Origin of the sequence: Nocardioides soli (genome assembly GCF_014191495.1) — a bacterium.
GTDB classification, from domain to species: Bacteria; Actinomycetota; Actinomycetes; order Propionibacteriales; family Nocardioidaceae; genus Nocardioides; species Nocardioides soli.
Genome location: NZ_JACHWR010000001.1, coordinates 2,096,629 through 2,117,519, shown reverse-complemented (window position 1 = coordinate 2,117,519; position 20,891 = coordinate 2,096,629). Strand labels below are relative to the sequence as shown.

At 71.6% G+C, this 20,891-nt stretch carries 18 protein-coding genes and 4 tRNA genes; 16 read left to right on the top strand and 6 right to left on the bottom strand.

Going from position 1 to position 20,891, the window contains the following annotated elements; translation table 11 throughout:
- Positions 1–2,223, bottom strand: a 2,223-nt coding sequence (locus FHU40_RS10445; RefSeq protein ID WP_183592114.1) for an eCIS core domain-containing protein, incomplete at its 3' end; no start/stop codon positions are given.
- 213 nt (positions 2,224–2,436) lie between these two features.
- Here FHU40_RS10445 and FHU40_RS10440 point away from each other — a divergent pair.
- A complete protein-coding gene (locus FHU40_RS10440) occupies positions 2,437–2,820 on the top strand; it encodes a hypothetical protein (RefSeq protein WP_183592113.1) in 384 nt (127 codons plus the stop codon).
- An 85-nt stretch (positions 2,821–2,905) separates the two neighbouring features.
- On the opposite strand, the gene FHU40_RS10435 is transcribed toward FHU40_RS10440, so the two are convergent.
- Positions 2,906–2,979, bottom strand: a tRNA-Phe gene (locus tag FHU40_RS10435).
- 112 nt (positions 2,980–3,091) lie between these two features.
- On the opposite strand from FHU40_RS10435, the gene FHU40_RS10430 reads away from it, so the two are divergent.
- The 5 genes from FHU40_RS10430 to FHU40_RS10410 all read left to right on the top strand — a co-directional run bounded on the left by FHU40_RS10430 (position 3,092) and on the right by FHU40_RS10410 (position 4,869).
- Positions 3,092–3,164, top strand: a tRNA-Glu gene (locus tag FHU40_RS10430).
- Between the two features lie 93 nt (positions 3,165–3,257).
- Positions 3,258–3,334: transfer RNA gene (locus tag FHU40_RS10425), tRNA-Asp, on the top strand.
- 320 nt (positions 3,335–3,654) lie between these two features.
- On the top strand, positions 3,655–3,876 hold the full coding sequence (locus FHU40_RS10420; RefSeq protein WP_183592112.1) for a hypothetical protein: 222 nt from the start codon (positions 3,655–3,657) through the stop codon (positions 3,874–3,876).
- Complete coding sequence (locus FHU40_RS10415; RefSeq protein WP_183592111.1) at positions 3,873–4,304, top strand: PIN domain-containing protein; 432 nt, start codon at positions 3,873–3,875, stop codon at positions 4,302–4,304. Before FHU40_RS10420 ends, FHU40_RS10415 begins: the two co-directional genes overlap by 4 nt.
- Positions 4,305–4,512: 208 nt before the next feature.
- Positions 4,513–4,869 carry a metallopeptidase family protein gene (locus tag FHU40_RS10410; RefSeq protein ID WP_183592110.1) on the top strand — a complete coding sequence of 119 codons (357 nt, stop codon included), beginning with the start codon at positions 4,513–4,515 and terminating at the stop codon, positions 4,867–4,869.
- Positions 4,870–4,894: 25 nt separating this feature from the next.
- Here FHU40_RS10410 and FHU40_RS10405 read toward each other — a convergent pair whose 3' ends face one another.
- Positions 4,895–5,776, bottom strand: a complete 882-nt coding sequence (locus FHU40_RS10405) for an ATP-binding protein (RefSeq protein ID WP_252274796.1) — start codon at positions 5,774–5,776, stop codon at positions 4,895–4,897.
- Between the two features lie 317 nt (positions 5,777–6,093).
- On the opposite strand from FHU40_RS10405, the gene FHU40_RS10400 reads away from it, so the two are divergent.
- Entirely contained in the window at positions 6,094–7,596 is a 1,503-nt protein-coding gene (locus tag FHU40_RS10400) for an NAD(P)/FAD-dependent oxidoreductase (protein WP_183592108.1), read from the top strand.
- 3 nt (positions 7,597–7,599) lie between these two features.
- Here the strand turns inward: FHU40_RS10400 and FHU40_RS10395 are convergent, their stop codons facing one another.
- On the bottom strand, positions 7,600–8,274 hold the full coding sequence (locus FHU40_RS10395; RefSeq protein ID WP_215525470.1) for a PaaI family thioesterase: 675 nt from the start codon (positions 8,272–8,274) through the stop codon (positions 7,600–7,602).
- 42 nt (positions 8,275–8,316) lie between these two features.
- On the opposite strand from FHU40_RS10395, the gene FHU40_RS10390 reads away from it, so the two are divergent.
- The gene (locus FHU40_RS10390) at positions 8,317–8,865 is read left to right on the top strand and encodes a GNAT family N-acetyltransferase (RefSeq protein ID WP_183592107.1); all 549 of its coding nucleotides are present in this window, start codon (positions 8,317–8,319) and stop codon (positions 8,863–8,865) included.
- Positions 8,866–9,036: 171 nt separating this feature from the next.
- Here the strand turns inward: FHU40_RS10390 and FHU40_RS10385 are convergent.
- Positions 9,037–9,109 (bottom strand) — tRNA-Lys (locus FHU40_RS10385).
- 325 nt (positions 9,110–9,434) lie between these two features.
- Between FHU40_RS10385 and FHU40_RS10380 the strand changes: the two genes are divergently transcribed.
- Both FHU40_RS10380 and FHU40_RS10375 read left to right on the top strand, forming a co-directional pair.
- The gene (locus tag FHU40_RS10380; RefSeq protein WP_183592106.1) at positions 9,435–12,221 is read left to right on the top strand and encodes an Ig-like domain-containing protein; all 2,787 of its coding nucleotides are present in this window, start codon (positions 9,435–9,437) and stop codon (positions 12,219–12,221) included.
- A 226-nt stretch (positions 12,222–12,447) separates the two neighbouring features.
- Complete coding sequence (locus FHU40_RS10375) at positions 12,448–13,353, top strand: hypothetical protein (protein WP_183592105.1); 906 nt, start codon at positions 12,448–12,450, stop codon at positions 13,351–13,353.
- 8 nt (positions 13,354–13,361) lie between these two features.
- On the opposite strand, the gene FHU40_RS10370 is transcribed toward FHU40_RS10375, so the two are convergent.
- Positions 13,362–14,657 carry a thymidine phosphorylase gene (locus FHU40_RS10370; RefSeq protein ID WP_183592104.1) on the bottom strand — a complete coding sequence of 432 codons (1,296 nt, stop codon included), beginning with the start codon at positions 14,655–14,657 and terminating at the stop codon, positions 13,362–13,364.
- A gap of 91 nt (positions 14,658–14,748) precedes the next feature.
- On the opposite strand from FHU40_RS10370, the gene FHU40_RS10365 reads away from it, so the two are divergent.
- The 6 genes from FHU40_RS10365 (at position 14,749) to FHU40_RS10340 (ending at position 20,891) form a co-directional block, all read left to right on the top strand.
- A complete protein-coding gene (locus tag FHU40_RS10365; protein ID WP_183592287.1) occupies positions 14,749–15,114 on the top strand; it encodes a YidH family protein in 366 nt (121 codons plus the stop codon).
- A complete protein-coding gene (locus tag FHU40_RS10360; RefSeq protein WP_183592103.1) occupies positions 15,114–15,389 on the top strand; it encodes a DUF202 domain-containing protein in 276 nt (91 codons plus the stop codon). The genes FHU40_RS10365 and FHU40_RS10360 overlap by 1 nt, the downstream gene beginning before the upstream one ends.
- A gap of 65 nt (positions 15,390–15,454) precedes the next feature.
- Complete coding sequence (locus tag FHU40_RS10355; RefSeq protein ID WP_183592102.1) at positions 15,455–17,674, top strand: sulfatase-like hydrolase/transferase; 2,220 nt, start codon at positions 15,455–15,457, stop codon at positions 17,672–17,674.
- A 214-nt stretch (positions 17,675–17,888) separates the two neighbouring features.
- The gene (locus tag FHU40_RS10350; RefSeq protein ID WP_183592101.1) at positions 17,889–18,908 is read left to right on the top strand and encodes a LacI family DNA-binding transcriptional regulator; all 1,020 of its coding nucleotides are present in this window, start codon (positions 17,889–17,891) and stop codon (positions 18,906–18,908) included.
- 130 nt (positions 18,909–19,038) lie between these two features.
- Positions 19,039–20,103 carry an ABC transporter substrate-binding protein gene (locus tag FHU40_RS10345; RefSeq protein ID WP_183592100.1) on the top strand — a complete coding sequence of 355 codons (1,065 nt, stop codon included), beginning with the start codon at positions 19,039–19,041 and terminating at the stop codon, positions 20,101–20,103.
- Positions 20,100–20,891, top strand: coding sequence for an ATP-binding cassette domain-containing protein (locus FHU40_RS10340; RefSeq protein ID WP_183592099.1), 792 nt, complete (start codon positions 20,100–20,102; stop codon positions 20,889–20,891). Before FHU40_RS10345 ends, FHU40_RS10340 begins: the two co-directional genes overlap by 4 nt.

The following is a 20,891-nucleotide window of genomic DNA, read 5'->3' as shown; positions in this document are numbered from 1 at the left end:
GCGTCTGCCTCGCGGCGAGCACCGGCCTTGAGCTGGTCCGTGGGTCCGGGAACTTGAGCGTTCGACCGGGAGCCGCCGTCGAACGCCTCCTGGAGCTCGACGATGATCGCCGACTGGTCGATGCCTCCGAGGAGCTCGCGGACGAGCAGCGGCGCGAGCCGGTCGGCCACGGTGTTCGGCAGGTGGTTGTCGAAGATGTGGGCGCCGAGCACCTTGACCGCGAACGAGTTGGAGTTGCCGCCCCAGAAGAGGCCGATCTCCAGTGCGTCGGACAGCAGCTGGTGCACCTCGCGGTCGGAGCTGTCCGGCCCGTTCGGCAGCTCGTCGAGGAGCGCGCGCTTCAAGGCGGCGTCGCACTCGACGTCGAGGGCGATGCGGCGGTTCTCGCGTGCCGACTGGTGATAGGTCTTCTGCCCGTGGCGGCTCTTGTCGTACGTCGGGCCGCGCTGGCCGGACTTCGCGTCCCAGCTCTCCTGCAGCTTGCCGTCCTTCTCGGCCTGCTTGACCGCCTTCTGCACCTCGGTGAAGCGGCTGACCGTCGCGTCGATCTCGGGCTTGGAGAGCAGCCCAGTCAGGGCGGCGCGGATTGTCGGCGGGCGTGATCTGCAGGATCTTCTGGCCCATCTCCTTGTCGATGTACTCGGGGAGCCCCTTGTAGTTCTGGGCGCCCTTGTAGTCGACGGAGGTCATCTTGCTGCCGAACGCCATGTCGAGGTCGATGCCCGTGACGCCGGTGACATTGCCCTTGCCGTCGTCCTGGACGAAGTAGTTGCCCATGTGGCGGTCGAGCTGTCCGCAGATCGCGTCGAGCAGCTGGAGCTTGTTGAGGCCGCGCTGGAGCACGGGGTCGTAGAGGTCGACCGATCCGGGATCCTTCTCGTCGCCCGCGACGTGGTACTTCACGTCGACGGCCTTCGTGCCCTTCGAGCTCTCCAGCACGGTGCCGAGGACGCTCTTGCCGTCCCCGTTCTTGTGCACGGCGAACTCGGCGCGTGCCGTGACGCCGGCGTTGAACAGCTGGTCGAGGCGGTAGAGCGCGATCGACCGAGCGCCGTAGTTGGGGTCGACCTGCCGGATCCCGACCTCGGTCTCGTGCCCCTCGGACTTCGCGTTGAAGCCCTTGTCCTCCTTGAAGAACCCGGACATCTCGCCCGACTCGGTCTTGAAGTGGAGCTCCGAGACCTGGTTGACCTGGCCGCCGTCCTGGCGACCCGTGCCGGTGACCTGGTTCGTGCTGAGCCCCAGGGAGCTCAGCCACCCCTGACCGTCCTTCGCGCTGAGCAGCGAGACCTCGTGGCCGACGCGCGGATCCAGCAGGGCCACGGCCTGGCGGCGCCCGGACTTGGTGCGGTCGTCCTCGGTGCGGTTCTCCTCGATGTCGTTGTTGAGACCGCCGAACCGGGACCGCTCGAACTTGGCGTCCTCCTTGGTGCTGTCGTTCGACTTGCGCCAGTCCTTGACCGCCGACTGGATCTTGGCGAGCAGCTTGAGCATGCCCGGCTTGGCCTTCATGAGGACCATGGGGTCGGGGTTCTTGCCGCCGGCGAGGAGCTTGGTCTCCTCCAGCTCGTAGGCCTTCGTGCCGGCGACGATCTTGTCCCAGTTGGTGAGGAGCCCGATCGCCTTCCGGAACTTCCCGGAGGTCATGCCGCCGCCCTGTTGCTCCAACGCCTCGGCCGTGCCGCGCAGCTTGCGGCGGGCCGGGCCGCCCTCCTGCACCGTGTGGGCGAGCTCGTGCGCGAGCGTGTGCCGGCCGGCCGCCGAGGTCGGGTCGTACTCCCCGCGGGCGAAGAAGATGTCGCGCCCGGTCGTGAAGGCGCGGGCGGACATCTGCCGGCTCAGCTCGTCGGCGCGGGCGTCGGTGTGGATGCGCACGTCGCCGAGGCTGTGGCCGAAGCCGGCCTCCATCTCGCGGCGTACGCCGCTGTCCAGCGCGGACCCGCCGCCGCGCGCGGACTCGATCGCGCCGGTGGCACCCTCGTCCAGCGTTCCGCCCGCCGCCCCGATCGTCCCCGTCGTGCCGGCGGCCGGCGCCCGGCGCACGCCGTCGTCGTGGCCGCACCCGGGCGCGTGCTCGTGGCGCTCCGCGAGCCTGCCGAGCACCTGGGCGGCGACCGCGTCGGCCTCCAGCTCGGCGCGGTCGTCGGCCGCCCCGACCTCGAGCGACCGACGCACCGGGGGAGCGGGCTCCGCCTGCTCGCTCCGGTCGAGCAGTGCGGACATCGCTCGACCTGCCGGCAGCTGCGCAGCGAAGGTGGCTCGGCGCACGGGGATCCTCCAGGGGGCTCGGGGCGGCGACCACGCTAGCGAGCGGACGCCCCTCCTCACATCCGAATGGGTGAAAAGGGCTGGTCGGTCTGGGCCACTCCGACCCCAGGGTGCCCCGGCCCGATCCGGGTGGTTGACGGGGGCGGCAGCGTCGGGGAACGTTCCTGCATGGAGCGCGTGCCCCACGAGAACGTCGCCACCGTGCTGGTCGACCCGGGGGTGCTGCACGAGCTCGAGGTGCACCTGATGACCCTCGACCTGCGGGTCTGGCCCATCACCACCGCCCCGATCTGCGCCGACGGCCCGCGTCGGGCGTTCCAGGAGCGGCGGCGGCTGCTGATGGCCCGCCGCGGCGCCTGGGACCACGCCGCCGACTGGACTCCGGTCTGGATCTCCTTCGGCGACAGCTGGTACGACGGCGCCGAGCCGCTCCCGTGGGCGGCCCACCAGACCCTCTACCGCACCCTGGAGCAGTACGCCGAGCGGGTCCGCTACCGGCCCGGCCTCGGCGGGGTGCCGCGGCTCGCCGTACCTCGGGAGCGCATCGCCTGACGCTCGGGGGCGGGGCCGAATGTGACGAGGGCCCCGCCGGAGACCGGCGGGGCCCTCGCTGCAGGTTCGGAGCCCTGCGTGCTCGTGGGCAGGGGCGGGGTCGAACCGCCGACCTTCCACTTTTCAGGCGGACGCTCGTACCAACTGAGCTACCTGCCCGAGCGACGCACACCCTACAGGAGCGTCCGCCGACCGACGAAAACCGGGCGTCCGAAGGTCGGGTGGGATTCGTGCGACGTGCCGTCCCGCCCTATGCTGCTGGGTGCGTCTGGCCCCCATCGTCTAGCGGCCTAGGACCCCGCCCTTTCACGGCGGTAGCGCCGGTTCGAATCCGGTTGGGGGTGCGAGCGCCACGGCCACCGGCGCCGATTGGGAAGCTGGGTGGTTCGTGGGTTAGAGTTCCACGGCTCCAGCAATGAAGCACCAGCACCACACCTGGCCCCGTAGCGCAGTTGGTTAGCGCGCCGCCCTGTCACGGCGGAGGCCGCGGGTTCGAGTCCCGTCGGGGTCGCCATTGAAAGGCCCTCTGATCAGCGGAAACGCAGTCAGAGGGCCTTTCGCCTGCAGAAGCCCTGCAGAAGCCGTGCAGAATCTCGGTGCAGCGGCGCGAGAGGCCGAGGTTGGCCGGGCCCGGATGCCCGCCGACCTGCAGAACGCCGGTTGCGAGCACCTCCCCTGGCAGGCTGGCGACTGCCGGCTCCGCCCTACGTCTCCGGCGTCCTTGCCGAATCGCGCAGAAGATTGCGCAGTAGGTCGCGCCGAAGCCTGTGCGGAGCTGGTCGCCGATCGAGGAGGGTTCCGTCCGGTGCGGTCGTCGCCGCCTACACTCAATCCATGACCGCGCACCGCGACGAGCTCATCCACCTGATCGAGGGTCTGCCCGACGATCAGGTCGAGCTCGTGCTCGCGGACGTCCGGCGCCTGGTCTCACCGACGCCGGTCGGAGAGTGGCCGCCGAGGTTCTTCGGCATCGGCGAATCTCGAGATGGCCGCACGGACAACGCACGACGTGTCGACGAGGTACTCGCTGAGGGATTCGGCGCCCGCCGGTCGTGATCATCTGCGACACAGGCCCGATCTTCGCCGCAGCCGACCGCAGGGACGCCGACCACCATGCCTGCGTTGAGCTGTTCACCGGACTTCGCCTGGCTGGTCGACGGCTGCTGTTGCCGCAGACCGTCATGGCCGAGGTCGGCTACATGTTGGAGGCCAAGGTCGGAACCTTCGCCGAGGTCGCCTTCCTCGATTCGGTTGCCAATGGGAGCTTCGAATTGGTCAACCTGACCCGGTCGGATACCGCGCGCATCGCTGAGCTCGTGGCTCGCTACGACGATCTCCCGCTCGGTACCGCGGATGCGTCAGTGATCGCGCTCGCCGAGCGGTTCGGTGTCGCCGAGATCGCGACGCTCGATCGCCGGCACTTCCGAGTCGTCCGCCCTCGCCATGTGGAGGCATTCCTGCTGCTGCCGGAACTCTCGCCCTGAGAGCCAAGGCTCGAGATGCGTGCTGACCCGCGCAACCATCGGCGGGGACCGGCCCCGTCACGGCGGAGGCCGTGGGTTCGAGTCCCGTCGGGGTCGCTCAGCCGAGATGGCGAGAGGATGCCCCGGACCACCTGGTCCGGGGCATCGTCCATTTCCGGGCGCCGTCGCCGGGGCCGCCCCGCTTCGTGCGACCCGCCACAATGGCGCCATGCCGGTGGAGATGTCGCCCGAGGACTTCGACGCGCTCGTCGACCGCGCCCTCGACGGGATCCCGGACGAGATCGCCGCGCTGGTCCGTAACGTCGTGGTGCTCGTGGAGGCCGAGCCGCCCGAGGGCGAGCCCGACGACCTGCTCGGCCTCTACGACGGCATCGCGCTGACCGAGCGCTGGGGCGACCCGATGATGAGCCTGCCGGACCGCATCTTCATCTTCCGCAACCCGCTGCTCGACATGTGCGGGAGCGTCGAGGAGCTCGAGGACGAGGTCCGGATCACGGTCGTGCACGAGGTCGCGCATCACTTCGGCATCGACGACGACCGCCTGCACGACCTGGGCTACGCGTGACCCGGCCCGCGTCGTACGCCGCGGGTCACGAGGCGCTGCTGCGCGGGCGCGCCGAGGGCGCGTTCTTCCACGGCAGCGGCGCCTCGCCGCGCTCCTGCCGGACGAACTCGCTGAGGAACCAGCGCTGGAAGCGCTGCTGACCCGGCGTCCGGGCGAGGGAGAGCAGGCGCTCCTCGCGGCAGAAGGCGTCGGCGAGGTCGAGCAGCTCGATGAACCGGCCGATCGTGGCCGCGGTCTCGCGCGGCATCGCGACATGCAGGTCGGCGGCGGCCGCGCCCGAGGCGAGCGCCTGCTCGATCTGCTCGGCGCCGATGCCCTCGCGCAGGTCGCGCTCGAGCGAGCCGAAGAGGTCGGAGAGGTCCTTGGCGAGTGGGTAGTCGGACTCGTGCGCGAGCGCGAGCAGCCGCACCTCCCGCCGCAGCTCGCGGTAGTGCCGCTGGAACTGCACGAACGACCGCAGGGGTACGCCGACGATGTCGATGTGCATCTCGTCGGGCGATGGCTCGGGCTTGGTCGGGGGCTGGTGGCCGGTGATCCTGCCCGCGACCGGCACCCCACCGGGCCGGGTGGCCGGAGCGAACCAGACGGTCTTCCCGTCGTCCTCGAGGTCGACCCCCCACGCGGTCGAGCAGCGGGCGACGATGCCGAGGCCGCGGCCGAACGTGAGCAGCACGTCGTCCTCGACCCGTACCTCGTCCGTCGGCATGACCGGCTGCTCCACCGACCCGTCCTGGACCTCCACGCGCGGGTGCTCGCGCGTGCCCCGGACCCGCACGGTCAGCTGCGGCTCGGCGTGCAGCAGGGCGTTGGTCACCAGCTCGGAGACGCCGAGCTCGGCGCACTCGGCCAGGTCGTCGCGGCCGATCTCGTGGCAGGTGCCGACCACCCAGCGGCGTGCGTCCTGCACGCTGCGGGGCCCTGGACCCAAGGACAGGGCGGGCCTGTTCAGAGGCACGGTCGTCTCCACGAGAGGCTCATGAGGGCATGCTTGATCACGGCAGTGCCGCTGACGGCTCGTCTACCCCCGCGAATCCGCACCGAAACCTGGCCCGTGGGGCCGATTCCGGTGGTCCAGACATCTGGTCGGCACGGAACTGGTCGTCGGCCGTCGCTGTGACGGACCAGACCCGGCGGGAATGGCCCGATCCGGGCCGCGACCGGAACAATGGGTACGGCGGAGGGTGTTCTGACAGCACGGTCCACAGCGGTAGTGAGAGGTTCACGATGGCAACGCAGCCGAGCACCGAGGTCGTCGAGCAGCCGAGCGGCAAGCACCGGGTGGTGGTCATCGGCTCCGGGTTCGGTGGGCTGTTCGGCACCAAGGCGCTGCGGCACGCGGATGTCGAGGTGACGATGGTCGCGAAGACCACCCACCACCTCTTCCAGCCGCTGCTCTACCAGGTCGCCACCGGCATCCTGTCCCAGGGCGAGATCGCCCCGCCGACGCGCGAGATCCTCGCCGGCCAGCGCAACGCGCAGGTGCTGCTCGGCGAGGTCAGCGCGATCGACCTCGCCGCCCACACCGTGACCTCGACAGTCCTGGGCCGCTCGACGATCACGCCGTACGACTCGCTGATCGTCGCCGCCGGCGCCGGCCAGTCCTACTTCGGCAACGACCGCTTCGCCGAGTTCGCACCGGGCATGAAGAGCATCGACGACGCGCTCGAGCTGCGCGGGCGGATCTTCGGCGCCTTCGAGCTGGCCGAGATCGGCGCCAGCCGCGGCGAGAACGTTGACCACCTGCTGACCTTCGTCGTCGTCGGCGCCGGACCGACCGGCGTCGAGATGGCCGGGCAGATCGCCGAGCTCGCGCACCGCACCCTCAAGAAGGACTTCCGAGCGATCAACTCGCGGCACGCACGGGTGATCCTGGTCGACGCCGCGCCGCAGGTGCTGCCGCCGTTCGGCAGGAAGCTCGGCGAGAAGACCAGGTCCGAGCTGGAGAAGCTCGGCGTCGAGGTCGTGCTCGGCGCGATGGTGACCGACGTCGACGAGCGCGGCATCGCGATGCAGTTCAAGGACGGTCGCGTCGAGCGCATCGACAGCGTCACCAAGATCTGGGCCGCGGGCGTCGCCGCGAACCCGCTCGGCCGCACGCTGTCGGAGCAGACCGGCGCGCCGCTGGACCGGGCCGGCCGGATCGCCGTCAACCCCGACCTCACACTCCCCGGACACCCCGAGGTCTTCGTGGTCGGCGACATGATCGCGCTCGACAACCTGCCGGGCGTCGCGCAGGTGGCGATCCAGGGCGCCAAGTACGCCGCCAAGGAGATCGACCGCCGACTGCGGTCCAAGCCCTCGCTGGGTCCGTTCACGTACTTCGACAAGGGCTCAATGGCGATCATCAGCCGGTTCCGCGCGGTGGCGCTGATCGGCCGGTTCCGGTTCACCGGACTGATCGCCTGGCTGATGTGGCTGGCGCTGCACCTGATCTACATCACCGGCTTCAAGAACCGCCTGACCGCGCTGCTGCACTGGTTCGTCTCGTTCATCGGCCGCGGCCGGTCCGAGCGCACCACCACCGAGCAGCAGATCTTCGCGCGCAGCGCGCTGGGGCGGCTCAAGCACGGCGCCGCCGACCTGGTCTCCGACCCCGGGGCGTACGACGCGGCCCGGGCGCTTCTCGAGACCACGCGTCGCGCGGAGCTCGAGGAGCGAGCGGCCGAGGAGGCCCGGCTCACCGACTCCGGCGTGCGCGGCGTCCGCGTCGAGCACCAGGTCGGCTGACCGCTACTCGGCGTACGACGGGGGCGTCTCCGCGGCGTCCCCGGTCGGGAACGCCAGCTCGCGCGCCCAGCGCGGCAGGATGAACAGGCCCTCCGCCTCGACGGTGACGCCCTCGGCGTCCTCGATCCGGCCGTGCGCCCAGGTCTTGATGCCCTCGGTGCGCTCGATCCACGCCTCCGCCCGCAGGTCGCCCAGGGGCGTCGCCCGCCGGTAGTGCAGGGTGAGTGTCGCGGTCATCCCGGGGCGACCCCCGGCGCCGGCCGCCTCGCCGAGCATCTGGTCGAGGATCAGCGCGGACACGCCGCCGTGCACCAGGCTCGGCGGGCCCTCGTACGCCGCGCCGAGGTGGAACTCGCACCGCACCCGGCCGGTGCTCTCGCGCTCGATGGCCAGCGGCGGGGCGATTGCGTTGCGCAGTCCCACGACCGAGTTGCCCCACGGCCGACCGTGGCCGGTCGCGTTGAAGCGCACGCCGTACGGGCCGTCGAGCTGGGAGCGCCGCAGCCGCGCCACGATGTCCTCGAGCTCGGCCTGCACCGCCCGGATCTCGTCGTCGTCGACCTCGGTGCGGATCGTCGCGTCGACGAGCTCCCGCACGACCTCGGTGAACGGCCCGTAGAGCCCCACCTCGTGCTCGATCTGCTCCGGGGTCATCTCGTCCTGCTGGAATCCACCCACCGCTCGATCCTAGAACACGTTCCATTTGATGGAATCGGAGCCATGACCTCCCTGGACCTTCCCGACGTCGCCCTCGCCGCCTCCTGGGCGGAGGCGATCGGCGAGTTCCATCGGGCGGGCGAGCAGCACGTCCACGGTGCGGGGCTGTGGGAGTTCGAGACGCTCGACGTCACCGAGGACGGCTGTCGCGCCGTCGTCGAGCACCTCGTCGCGCAGGCCGACCCGGCCACGCCGCTGCCCGACGACAAGGTGCACTGCACCTACTTCTGGATCACCGACCGCGACGGGCCCGACCGTGAGGTCGTCGGCTTCCTGGCGCTGCGGCACACCCTGAACGCCTGGCTGCTCGAGGAGGGCGGCCACATCGGGTACGGCGTACGCCCCTCACGCCGTCGGCAGGGCCACGCGTCCCGCGCCCTCGCCCTGGCCGTCCACCGGGCCGCCGACCTCGGAATCGACCGCGTCCTCGTCACCTGCGACGACGACAACGTGGGCTCGCGGGGCACGATCGAGCGCGGCGGCGGGGTCTACGAGGACACCCGCAACGGCAAGCGCCGCTACTGGATCGACACCGGGCTGACCCGCTCCTGATCCGGTCCGAAATGGAGTGAACCGCCGGCGTCTCGGGTCACCGACGGTTCAACCTCGCAGAGGCTATGCGCTCCCGATCGTCGTGGGTAGTGCCCGGGGCAAAGCCTGGGGTGCGCCTAGCCCGTTCGGAGGACGGCGGCTTCGCCGGACCCTGGGGTCGCCCGCGGTCGGTGGGCCCCGTGGGACTCGAACCCACAACCCGCGGATTAAAAGTCCGATGCTCTGCCAATTGAGCTAGGGGCCCGGGGTTCAGGAGATCGATGGGGGTGGCCCCGGCGTCGTTCCTGACCCAGTGCCGCGAGTATTCCATGCCGTGACCTGTCCGCCACGTGCCCGGTTCGGCAAGCGATCCGGCCCCGTTGACCGACAGGCCGGAGACTGACCGCCCGGACCGGACGATGCAGGTGCACCGGTCCGAGCGCGGCGCCCGCGTCGCGATTCGCGCGGCGTGGGCTTCATCGCACGGCCAAACCGGACGATCGAGGTACAGAACACAGCGCCGAGGGATAGCGTCGACCCGTCCAAGCGTTTGGGCGCCTTCTGCCGCGCCATGATCAGGTGGGGAAGACGTGACGCGTTCTACGCTGGTGGTCCGGTCGATGCTGTGCGGGATCGCTGCGCTGGTGGCCTTCGTGCCGGCGGTCCAGGCGGTCGCCGTGAGCGGTTCCGGGGCCCCCGCCGGAGTGCGGTGCACCATCGTCGGCACCAAGGGTCCCGACCGGATCGTCGGTACGCCCGGCGATGACGTCATCTGTGCGCGCGGCGGCGACGACGTCGTTCACGGTGGTGGCGGGAACGACATCATCTACGGCGGGAGGGGCGACGACCGGCTCTACGGCGGCAGCGGCGACGACCGGCTCTACGGCGGCAAGGGCGACGACCGGCTCTACGGCGGCAAGGGCGACGACCGGCTCAACGGCCGCCGGGGCGACGACCGGCTCTACGGCGGCAGCGGCGACGACCGCCTCGACGGCCGCGACGGCGCCGGCTTCTCCGACCGCCTGCAGTGCGACGGTGGCAGGAACGACGTCGCGCTGGCCGATGCCCGCGACGTCGTGTCGCCGACCTGCGAGCAGGTTCGCCGGCACCCGCCCGCGCCCGAGACGCCGGTCCCCCCGAGCCACGTCAACGTCGCACCGACCGCCGACGCGAAGACGCTGGGCGGCGTGGCATTCGGCGACTCCACGACGCTGACGCTGTCGGGAAGCGACGCAGACGGCGACAGCCTGACCTTCCACGTCGTCCAGCCGGTACACGGCTCGGTCGACACGACCGCCCCGGCCGCCACCTGCAGCGGGACGACGCCGAGCACCTGCACCGCGACGGTCGTCTACACGCCGGCCGTGAGCTTCAGTGGGTCCGACAGCTTCACCTACCGGGTCAACGACGGAGCGGTCGACTCGGCTCCCGCGACGGTCGAGGTGACGGTCGACCCGGCCCCCAACAACGCCCCGGCGGCCGACGCGAAGAACGTCGCCGGCGTGCCGGAGGACGGCAACCGGTCCATCGACCTCTCGGGCAGCGACGTCGACGGCGACCCACTCACGTTCGCAGTCACCCAGCCCGCCCACGGCTCGCTCACCACCCTCGCCCCCGCTTCCGACTGCGACGCGAGCACGCCGAGCCAGTGCACCGCCACCGTCGGCTACACCCCCGACGCCGACTACCACGGCAGCGACAGCTTCACCTACACCGTCGACGACGGCACGACCAGCTCGACGGCCGCAACCGTCACGATCACCGTCACCCCCGTCAACGACGCACCCCAGGCGGTCGGCGACACCGGGACCGTGGCCGAGGACGGCGACACGTCCATCGACCTCTCGGGCAGCGACGTCGACGGCGACCCACTCACGTTCGCAGTCACTGAGCCCGCCCATGGCTCGCTCACCACCCTCGCCCCCGCTTCCGACTGCGACGCGAGCACGCCGAGCCAGTGCACCGCCACCGTCGGCTACACCCCCGACGCCGACTACCACGGCAGCGACAGCTTCACCTACACCGTCGACGACGGCACGACCAGCTCGACGGCCGCAACCGTCACCATCACCGTCACCCCCGTCAACGACGCGCCGGTCGCCACGGACGGCGAGGTGGGCGGGCCACAGGACACCGACCTGTCGGTGCCTCTCGACACGCTGGTGTCCGACGTGGAGACCAGCGCCGCGGACCTCACCTACACGATCGTCACCAACCCGTCACACGGCACCCTGAGTGGCAGCGGCGCCACGCGGACCTACACGCCGACCGCCGGCTACACCGGCTCCGACAGCTTCACCTACTCGGTCACCGACCGCGGTGACCCGGACGACTGTACGACGGGCGCGCCCGGCTGCGACGCGGTCAAGACGTCGAGCATCAAGACGGTGTCGATCTCGGTCTTCCCGGCCGGATGCTTCACCGACGATGCGAAGGCCGACTTCGAGGCGGGCACGGCCGCCGGCTGCGACGCCTCGACCGTCCCCGGCAGTCTGCAGCTGGGCGCGAGCGCACCCGTGGTCGATCAGTCCAACGGGACGGTCGGCACGTCGGGCGTCGGCGTCACCACCACGACGTGGGGCGGCCAGACGTTCACCCCGAGCCTGTCCGGCGCGCTGACCCGGCTGGACGTCCGCCTGTTCTGCAGCGGGTGCACGGGCACGACGCCCGACCTGACGGTCTCGATCCGCGCCACCAGCGGCGGGCTGCCGACCGGCAGCGACCTGGCCACGGGGACGATCGCGGGCTTCTCCTCGGGCGCGGACGGCAGCTACACCGCGACCTTCGCCACGCCGTACTCGGTCACGGCGGGTACGCAGTACGCGTTCGTCGTCCGCCCGACCGCCAACCCGTCGCCGGGGACCTACGCCCTCACGCGCTCGGGTTCGGCGACCGCGGGCTCTGACGTGTACGCGGCCGGTACGCGGGTGGCCGGAGCCACGAGCGGCACGGTCTGGTCCGTTCCGCTGACCGGCGGTGTCAGTACGGACTCCGGCTTCCAGGTGCACATCCTGACGGGCACCGGCTTCCAGACCTCGGGGACGTTCACGTCCTCGGTGAAGGACGCCGCCCCGGCCGCCGGCCAGCGGGCGGAGTGGTCGGCGCTGGCCTTCGACGCCGACGCACCCGCCGGCACCACGGTGAGGTTCCAGGTCGCGGCGAGCAACTCGAGCACCGGTCCCTTCACCTTCGTCGGCCCCGATGGCACCGCCGACACGTACTTCACCTCCAGCGGTGCCAGCCTGGCCCAGTTCGACGGGATGCGATACCTGCAGTACCGGGCCTACCTCTCGACCACCGACGACGCGGTGACGCCAGCGCTGCACTCGGTCACCGTCTGCTACGTCCTCACCCCGACGCCACCCCCGCCGGGGTGAGGGGCGAACACGCACGCGGAGCGGTGGGTCCGACCCGCCGAGGCTGAGCCGGTCAGCCGGAACCCGCATCGCGAGCCGGATGGCTCGCGCCGCCCGTCGCGCACCGATCTGCCACGCAGGGGAGCGGGGCCGCCGCTCCGGACGTCATCGACCTGCCGGCGGCCGGAGATCACCACCCGTTCGGGGGTGGTGTGCCCCTCTCCTCCGGACCCCTACCTTCCGGCGCATGAGGTTGCGATGCTCCGGGGCCGCGATGGCCTGTGCGTTCCTGGTGGTGCTGGCCGGCTGCGGCGGTGAGGGCGACGGCACCGGCCTGCCGTCGCCGACCCGGACGCCGAGCGTGGAGCCGACGCGCACGCCGACCCGGACCCCGGCGCTCCCGAGCGGATCTCCCGGGGCGAGCGACACTCCGGAGGCCTCGGACTCGGCGCTGCCGAGCGAGTCCGCCACCAGCCCGAGCACCCCGAGCGACTCCACCCCGAGCAGCCCGGAGGCCTCGGTTGGACCGACCCCCTCGCGAACGCCCACCGAGCGTCCGTCCCGATCTCCGGACCGGACGCCCCGGCCGACCGCCACGATCACCGTCACCGACAGCCCGACCCCCACGCCGAATCCCACGCTGACGCCGACGCCCACGACGGACGCCCCGTCGACCGCGCCGGCCAGCGAGCCGCCTGCCTCCGCCGACGCCGAGACGGACGCCGAGACGGACGACACGGCGGACGGCGGTGTACCTACCTGGCTGTGGTGGGTGCTGGGCGCCGTCGCCCTGCTCCTCGTGATCGGCGTGCCGCTGCTCGTCCGGCACCGGCGGCGGGCATCGTGGGCCGCCGACCTGGCGGCGTCCGAGGCCGAGGTGGCCTGGTTCGGCAGGCAGCTCGTGCCCGAGCTCCGGCACGACCTCGGTGCCTGGACCGCGAGCAACGTGGCCCGCGTCACCGAGGCCGAGGACCAGCTGACCGCTCTGGCCTCCCGCGGCCACGACGACACCGACCGCGCCCGAGCCCTGGAGCTCCGGGACGCGGTGCGGCGCGCCCGGCAGGACGTCGAGGCGATGACCACGACACCGGGCCCCGCGCAGGAGGCCCTGGACGCCGTCCAGACCCGGATCGAGACCGCGCTGGGAGATTGAGTCCCGACTCAGCCGATGCGGTCGTGGATGAGGGGGGTGGGCTGGTATGGCGTGCTGGTGGGGTTGTTGTCGGTGGTGATGTCGTAGCCGTGGTCGAGGGACGTCTGGGCGCGGTCGATGCGGTCGGGGTCGTCGGTGTGGAGGGTGAACAGGGGTTGGCCGGTGGTGATGGGGTCGCCGGGGCGGGCGTGCCAGGTCACGCCGGCGCCGGCCTGGACGGGGTCTTCTTTGCGGGCCCGGCCGGCGCCGAGGCGCCAGGCGGCCAGGCCGACGGCCATGGCGTCGAGGCGGGTCAGGGTGCCGGTGGCGGGTGCGGTCACGGTGTGGGTCTCGTGTGCGGTGGGGAGCGGGGCGTCGGGGTCGCCGTCTTGGGCGCGGATCATCTGTCGCCAGGTGTCCATGGCGGTCCCGTCGGCGAGCTTGTCGGCCGGGTCGACGTCGCCGCGGCCGGCGCCGGTGAGCATCTCGCGGGCCAGCGCGAGGGTCAGCTCGACCACGTCGGCGGGTCCGCCGCCGGCGAGCACCTCGACGGACTCGGCGACCTCGATGCCGTTGCCGGCGGTGTAGCCGAGCGGGGTGGTCATGTCGGTGAGCAGCGCCACCGTGCGCACCCCCGCGTCCTGTCCGAGCGCGACCATGGTCTCGGCGAGCTCGCGGGCGGCGTCGAGGTCCTTCATGAACGCGCCGGTGCCGACCTTGACGTCGAGCACCAGCGCGCCGGTGCCCTCGGCGATCTTCTTCGACATGATCGAGGAGGCGATCAGCGGGATCGCCTCGACCGTGCCGGTCACGTCGCGCAGCGCGTAGAGCTTCTTGTCCGCCGGGGCCAGCCCGTCCCCGGCCGCGCAGATCACCGCACCGACCGACTCCAGCTGGGCAAGCATCTCCTGGTTCGACAGCCCCGCCCGCCACCCCGGGATCGACTCCAGCTTGTCCAGCGTGCCACCGGTGTGGCCCAGCCCCCGCCCCGACAGCTGCGGCACCGCCACCCCGCACGCCGCGACCAGTGGCGCCAACGGCAGCGTGATCTTGTCGCCCACCCCACCGGTCGAGTGCTTGTCCGCGGTCGGCCGCGACAGCCCCGAGAAGTCCATCCGCTCCCCCGAGGCGATCATCGCCCCGGTCCACCGCGAGACCTCCCGCCGGCCCATCCCGTTGAGCAGGATCGCCATCAACAACGCCGACATCTGCTCATCGGCCACCCCACCGCGGGTGTAGGCATCGATCACCCAATCGATCTGGCTGTCGCTCAACTCCAACCGGTCACGCTTCGCGGCGATCACCTCGACGGCGTCATGACGCATGGGCGGTCTCCTTCGTGCTTGAGGTGCGGGGGTCGACGCAGCGTATGCTGAAATCGATTTCACGCCAAGGTTCGGGACGGAGTTGGGCACCATGATGCGGCGGGTCGAGGAGGTCGAACGGCGACCGAGGTGGGTCTACGGCAGCGGCGGCGAGCCGGATCCGCGCTTCACGCTGGCGAACGAGCGCACGTTCCTGGCCTGGATCCGGACGGCCATCGCCGTGTCGGCGCTCGGCTACGCCCTGCGCAGTCTGGCCGGGGGACAGCTCGACGCCGCGATCGGTCGGGTGCTGCTCGCCCTCGCCTCGGTGGCGTGCCTGGTCGGCTGGCTCCGCTGGGCCCGCGCCGAACGTGCCCTGCGGCTCGAGCGCGGGCTGCCCGCTCCGATGGGCGCGACGGCGATCGCGATCCTGCTGGCGGCCGGGCTCGTCGTCCTGGCGATCGGGGAGTGGCACTGATGGCGGCCGATCCCGGGCTCGCCGCGGAGCGGACGGCGCTCTCGCGCAGCCGGACCCGGCTCGCGGCGCTCGCGGCGGTGTTCTCGTCGATCCATCTCGTCGTCGAGGCGCGGCCCGGTGGCTGGTTCCAGCTCCTGCTGGCGGTCGCCGCTCTCGCGGTCGCGGTGCCCGCCGGTCTCCTGGCGGTGGTTCGCTCGCCACGACGAGACGGGACCGACCTGCTGCTGGTCGCCGCCGCGGTGGCCGCGGTGGCCGGCGTCGCCGCCGCGACCTGACGGCCGGGGTTGCGGCGGGGAGGGGATTGCGGCACGATTCTGAAATCGATTTCAAGGAGGTTGGTGTGGCGGAGAGCTTTGCCGGGGTCGTCGGTCGGACGGTGGCGGAGTCGCAGCCGCACTGGCCGCCGAGGCCCGGCGTGCCGGGCTCGGCTCCCGACGTGGTGATCGTGGTGCTCGACGACGTCGGCTGGTCGGACTTCGGCTGCTTCGGGTCGCCGATCCGGACGCCGCACTTCGACTCGCTCGCGGCCGCCGGGCTCCGGTACACGAACTTCCATGTGACCCCGCTGTGCTCGCCGACCCGGGCATCCCTGCTGACGGGGCTCAACCACCACAGCGTGGGCATGCGGTTCCTCTCCGACGCCGACACGGGCTTCCCGAACTCGCGAGGGCGGGTGAGCGCCGACGTCCCGATGCTGCCGGCGGTGCTGCAGGAGCACGGCTACGGCACCTACCTGGTGGGGAAGTGGCACCTGACGCCACACCACGAGGTCACGCCCGCCGGGCCGCATCGGGACTGGCCGCTCGCCCGCGGGTTCGACCGGTTCTACGGCTTCCTCGACGGATGCACCGATCAGTACCTCCCCGAGCTCTACGAGGACAACCGTCAGGTCCCGCCGCCGGATCGACCCGGCTATCACCTCTCCGAGGACCTCGTCGACCAGGCGGCCACCTTCCTCGCCAACCACGTCGCCTTCCGGCCGGACGACCCGTTCTTCCTGCAGGTGGCCTTCGGCGCCGCGCACGCTCCGATGCAGGCGCCCCGCTCCTACATCGAGCCGTACGTCGAGGTCTTCGCCGACGGCTGGGACGTCGAGCGCGAGCGACGACTGCGTCGCCAGGTGGAGCTGGGCGTGCTCCCGGAGCACACCCGGCTGACCGAGCGGGACCCCAACGTGCCCGCGTGGGCCGAGCTGTCCCCCGAGCGGCAGCGGCTCTACACCCATCTGCAGGCCACCTACGCCGGCATGATGGAGCACACCGATGCCCAGTTCGGCAGGCTGCTCGCGGTGCTGGAGGAGCTCGGTCGCCGCCAGAACACGCTCGTCCTGGTCATGTCCGACAATGGTGCGAGCCGCGAAGGCGGCACGCACGGCGCCGTCGACTGCAACTGGCCCTACTCGGGCCTGAGCGAGCCGGTCGAGGCACAGGTGCAGCGGCTCGAGCTGCTCGGCGGCCCGGACGGTCCGGCGCACTACCCGGAGGGCTGGGCGGGTGTGGGCAACGCGCCGTTCCGCAAGTACAAGCAGTACGTCGACCTGGGCGGGGTGCGCTCGCCGCTGATCGTCGCGCCACCGGCGGGGGCGGCCGGCGACGGCGAGGTCCGCACGCAGTTCGTCCACGTCGTCGACGTGATGCCCACCGTGCTCGAGCTCGTCGGGCTGGGCGACCGGTGCGCGACCCACGGTGCCTCCTTCCGACCGACGTTCGTCGACCCGAGTGCGCCCGCTCAGCGCCGCACCCAGTACTGGGAGATGCTGGGGCACCGGGCCCTGTGGCGCGACGGCTGGAAGGCCGTGACGGTCCACGAGCCGGGGTCCGACTACGACGCCGACACCTGGCGGCTCTACGACACCGTCGCCGACCCCAGCGAGTCCACCGATGTCGCCGAGCAGCATCCGGAGCTGCTCCGCGAGCTGATCGACTGCTGGTGGGAGGAGGCGCGTCGCCACGATGTCCTGCCCCTCGACGACCGGCCGCTCGTGGAGCTGCTCGGCTTCCGCTCGCCGTTCGGCCAGACCGCGCGCAAGAGCCTGGAGCTGCCCGCCCGGACCGGGCACATCCCGTTCGCGACCGGACTGACCGGCTCGGAGCGCTCCTTCGAGCTGGTCGCCTGCCTGGCGGGCTACCGCGCCGATCACCAGGGCGTCCTCTTCGCGAGCGGGTCGGCGGGCCGGGGGTACGTGTTGTACGTCGCCGACGGGCGGCTGGTCTTCGAGCACCACGGCTTCGGGAGCGACGTCGAGGTGCGCTCGGTCTCGCCGCTCCCGACCGGCGCCTGCGAGCTGGGCGTCCGGCTGGAGCGCGATCCGGACAGCCGGGCCTCGCGGGCGACGCTGGTCGTGTCCGGCGCCGACGCGGGCTCCGCGGACATCGAAACCACCAGTGCGCATCTCTCCTTCTGGGGAGCCGACATCGGGCGCGACCCGGTCAGCCAGGTGGGCACCGGCTACCAGGGCGAGAACCCGTTCTCGGCCGGGGTGCTCCGTAGCGTCAGGCTGACCTACCACGACCGCCCGCCGATCGCCGAGATCGCGGCCGCGCTGGAGCACATCGAGTGAGCCGGCTGCGACCTGTCGGCCATCCGGCAGGCACTAGTGACCATCACCGTTGATTCACCAAGGGTCTACGCACCCAGTGCACACACCTCGCCGCGTTGGCGACGCTCGGTAGACAACCAGGTATGCCGTCGCGCCGCCGCCTTGCGAGGCACGCACCCTGGGCACGGATACCCCCGACGTAATCAACGGCGATGACCACTAGCATTCCCTGATCATGACCACGATCTCGGACGTCGCGCGGCTCGCCGGGGTGTCACCCGCGACGGTCTCGCGTGTCCTGAACCGCCCCGAGATCGTGGCCGAGGTCAAGCGCGAGCTGGTGCTGGCCGCGATCAAGGAGCTCGGGTTCGAGCCGAGCACGTCCGCACGCAGCCTGCGCACGGGCTCCACGCGATCGATCGCCCTCCTGGTCGGGGACATCTCGCAGTCCTTCCACGGCGCGTTGGCCAAGTCGGTGGCGACCGAGGCGGAGGCGGCCGGCTACTCGGTCCTGCTCGGAGACCTGGACCACCGGCGCGGTCGCCTGCTCGAGTTCCTCCGCTCGATCGTGAAGCGCAACGTCGACGGCGTCGTGATCGCGACGGCGGAGGACATCACCGATCCCGAGGTGAGCGCGGCGATCGCGCGGCTCGTCGCGCAGGGCGTCGCGGTGGTGTCGACCGTCCAGGGCGTCCCCGACATGAACGTCCCCCGGGTCGGCATGGACTACCACGGCATGGGCGAGGAGGCGGTCCGGCACCTGACCGGCCAGGGGCGCAGGCACCTGGTCTACGTCGGGGCGGGGGAGAGCCCGTACAGCAGCATGGTGGGCGCGGGCGCCCGCGCCGCCAGCGAGAGCGGGGGCGCCACCCTCCGCACCGTCGACGCGTCGTTCCAGGCCGGTCCGGCACGCGACGCCATCCGGAGCCTCCTCGCCGAGGGGCACGCGATCGACGGGATCGTGGCCGCCAACACCCCGATGGCCATCGGCTCGCTGCGCGGGCTCACCGAGGCCGGCCGGATCGTCCCCGACGACGTCGCACTCATCTCCTGCGAGTCGGTCTCCACCGCGGACTTCGTCACGCCGACGCTGAGCACCATCGGCTGCGACCTCGGCGAGTACGGTAGGGCCGCCGCGCGGGCGGTCATCGACGCCGCCGAGGGGCGGGAGGTCAGACCGGACATCCGGCTCGACTTCGAGCTGATCGTCCGGGAGTCGAGCGCGCCGGTCCGCGCGCCGCGGTCGACCGACTGAGGACGACCGGCGCCGGCGATGTCGCCGGCCGTTGATGTCGGTGCGACCCTTGACAGCAGGTTCGGCAGCGGTCAGGATTCTGAAATCGATTTCACGAGACGCAGATCTCACTCGCAAGGGAGCAACTGGCATGGCTGAAATCCTTTTCGGGCACGCGGGGTCCACCCGGCCGGGCCCGCGCCGCGCGGCGGTCGCCGTGCTGGCCGCGGTGCTCGCCGCCGCCGGGCTGGCGGCCTGCGGCGACCGCGAGTCGACCAGGGCGGCCGCCGTGGACTCCTCGATCGAGGTGCAGGTCGCCTGGCTGCCGAACGTCCAGGCCGCCGGCGAGTACGTCGCGGACGCCAAGGGCTTCTACGACGACGCCGGCCTGGACGTGCACCTGACGCCGGGTGGGCCGAACGCCAACCCGGTGCAGCTGGTCGCGGCCGGGAAGGCCGACGTGGGTGTCACCTACGCACCGAGCCTGATGCTGGCGCGCAACGAGGACATCCCGGTGAAGGCATTCGGGGCCGCGATGCAGAAGGCGCCGCTGGCCTACTTCTCGCTCGCCGACGAGGGCATCACCTCGGTCGCGGACCTGGCCGGGAAGAAGGTCGGCATCCAGGTCGGCGGCGAGACCCTGCTCGAGTCGATGCTGCGCAACAACGGGATGACACTCGACGACGTCAAGACCGTCACCGTGGGCTCCGACATCACGCCGCTCCTCCAGGGGCAGGTGGACGCGTTCGCGGCCTGGGAGATCAACCTGGAGCAGCTCGCGCCGGCCGAGGGCACGGAGCTCAACAAGCTGCTGCTGTTCGAGAACGGCACCAAGTTCCAGTCCAACTACTACATCGCCACCGATGCCGCGCTGGACGGGGACATCTCGAACCTCACCGCGTTCCTCCAGGCGTCGGCCGAGGGGTGGCAGTACGCCCTCGACCACCCCGAGGAGGCCGTCGACATCCTGATGGAGGTCAACCCGGCGCTCAACCGCGACCTGCAGCTCGAGCAGCTGACGGAGTACCTGCCCGACTACGTCGCGAGCGGCGGGGCGACCACCCACGGGTTCGGCTGGATGGACGAGGCGATGTGGAAGAGCACCGTCGCCGACTTCCAGTCCTTCGGCATCATCAAGGACGACCTCGCTCCCCAGGACATGTACACGATGGACGTGCTGGAGGCGGCCGACCTGGGTGCGGAGAGCTCGAAGTGACCGCGGCGCCCGCCCTCGCCGGCTCGGCGGTCCGGCTCGCGGACATCTCGGTGGAGTTCGTCCGGGACGGCAAGCCCTTCACCGCCCTGCGCGGCGTCGACCTCGACGTGGCCGACGGCGAGTTCGTCGCCCTCCTCGGTCCGTCCGGCTGCGGGAAGTCGACGCTGCTGCGGGTGGTCAGCGACCTGTTGGCGCCGGCGACGGGCACCGCGGAGGTGCTCGGTGGACCGCCGCGTCAGGCCAGGGTGGCGCGCGACGTCGGCTTCGTGTTCCAGGACTCCGCGCTGCTGCCGTGGAAGAAGGTCATCGACAACGTGCGGCTGCCGGCCACCGTCGGCCCGCGCCGCTCCCGGCAGATGACCGGACTGACCCCCGAGGAGGCCCTGGCCCTGGTCGGCCTCACCGACGCCGCCGGCGCCTATCCCTCGCAGCTCAGCGGCGGCATGCGACAGCGTGCCTCGATCGCCCGCGCCCTGGTCACCGACCCGCGGCTGCTGCTCATGGACGAGCCGTTCGGGGCCCTCGACGAGATCACCCGGGACCGCCTCAACGTCGAGCTGCTCGACATCTGGCAGCGGTCCCGGGCGACCGTCCTCTTCGTGACGCACAGCATCCCCGAGGCCGTGTTCCTCGCTCAGCGGATCGTGGTGATGGCCGCGAATCCCGGGCGCGTCCACGAGATCGTGGACGTGCCGATGCCCTACCCGCGCGACGTCGGCCTGCGCGAGACGCCCGAGTTCAACCGGATCGTGTCCCACCTCCGCCGCGCCCTCGACTCCCAGAGGTGA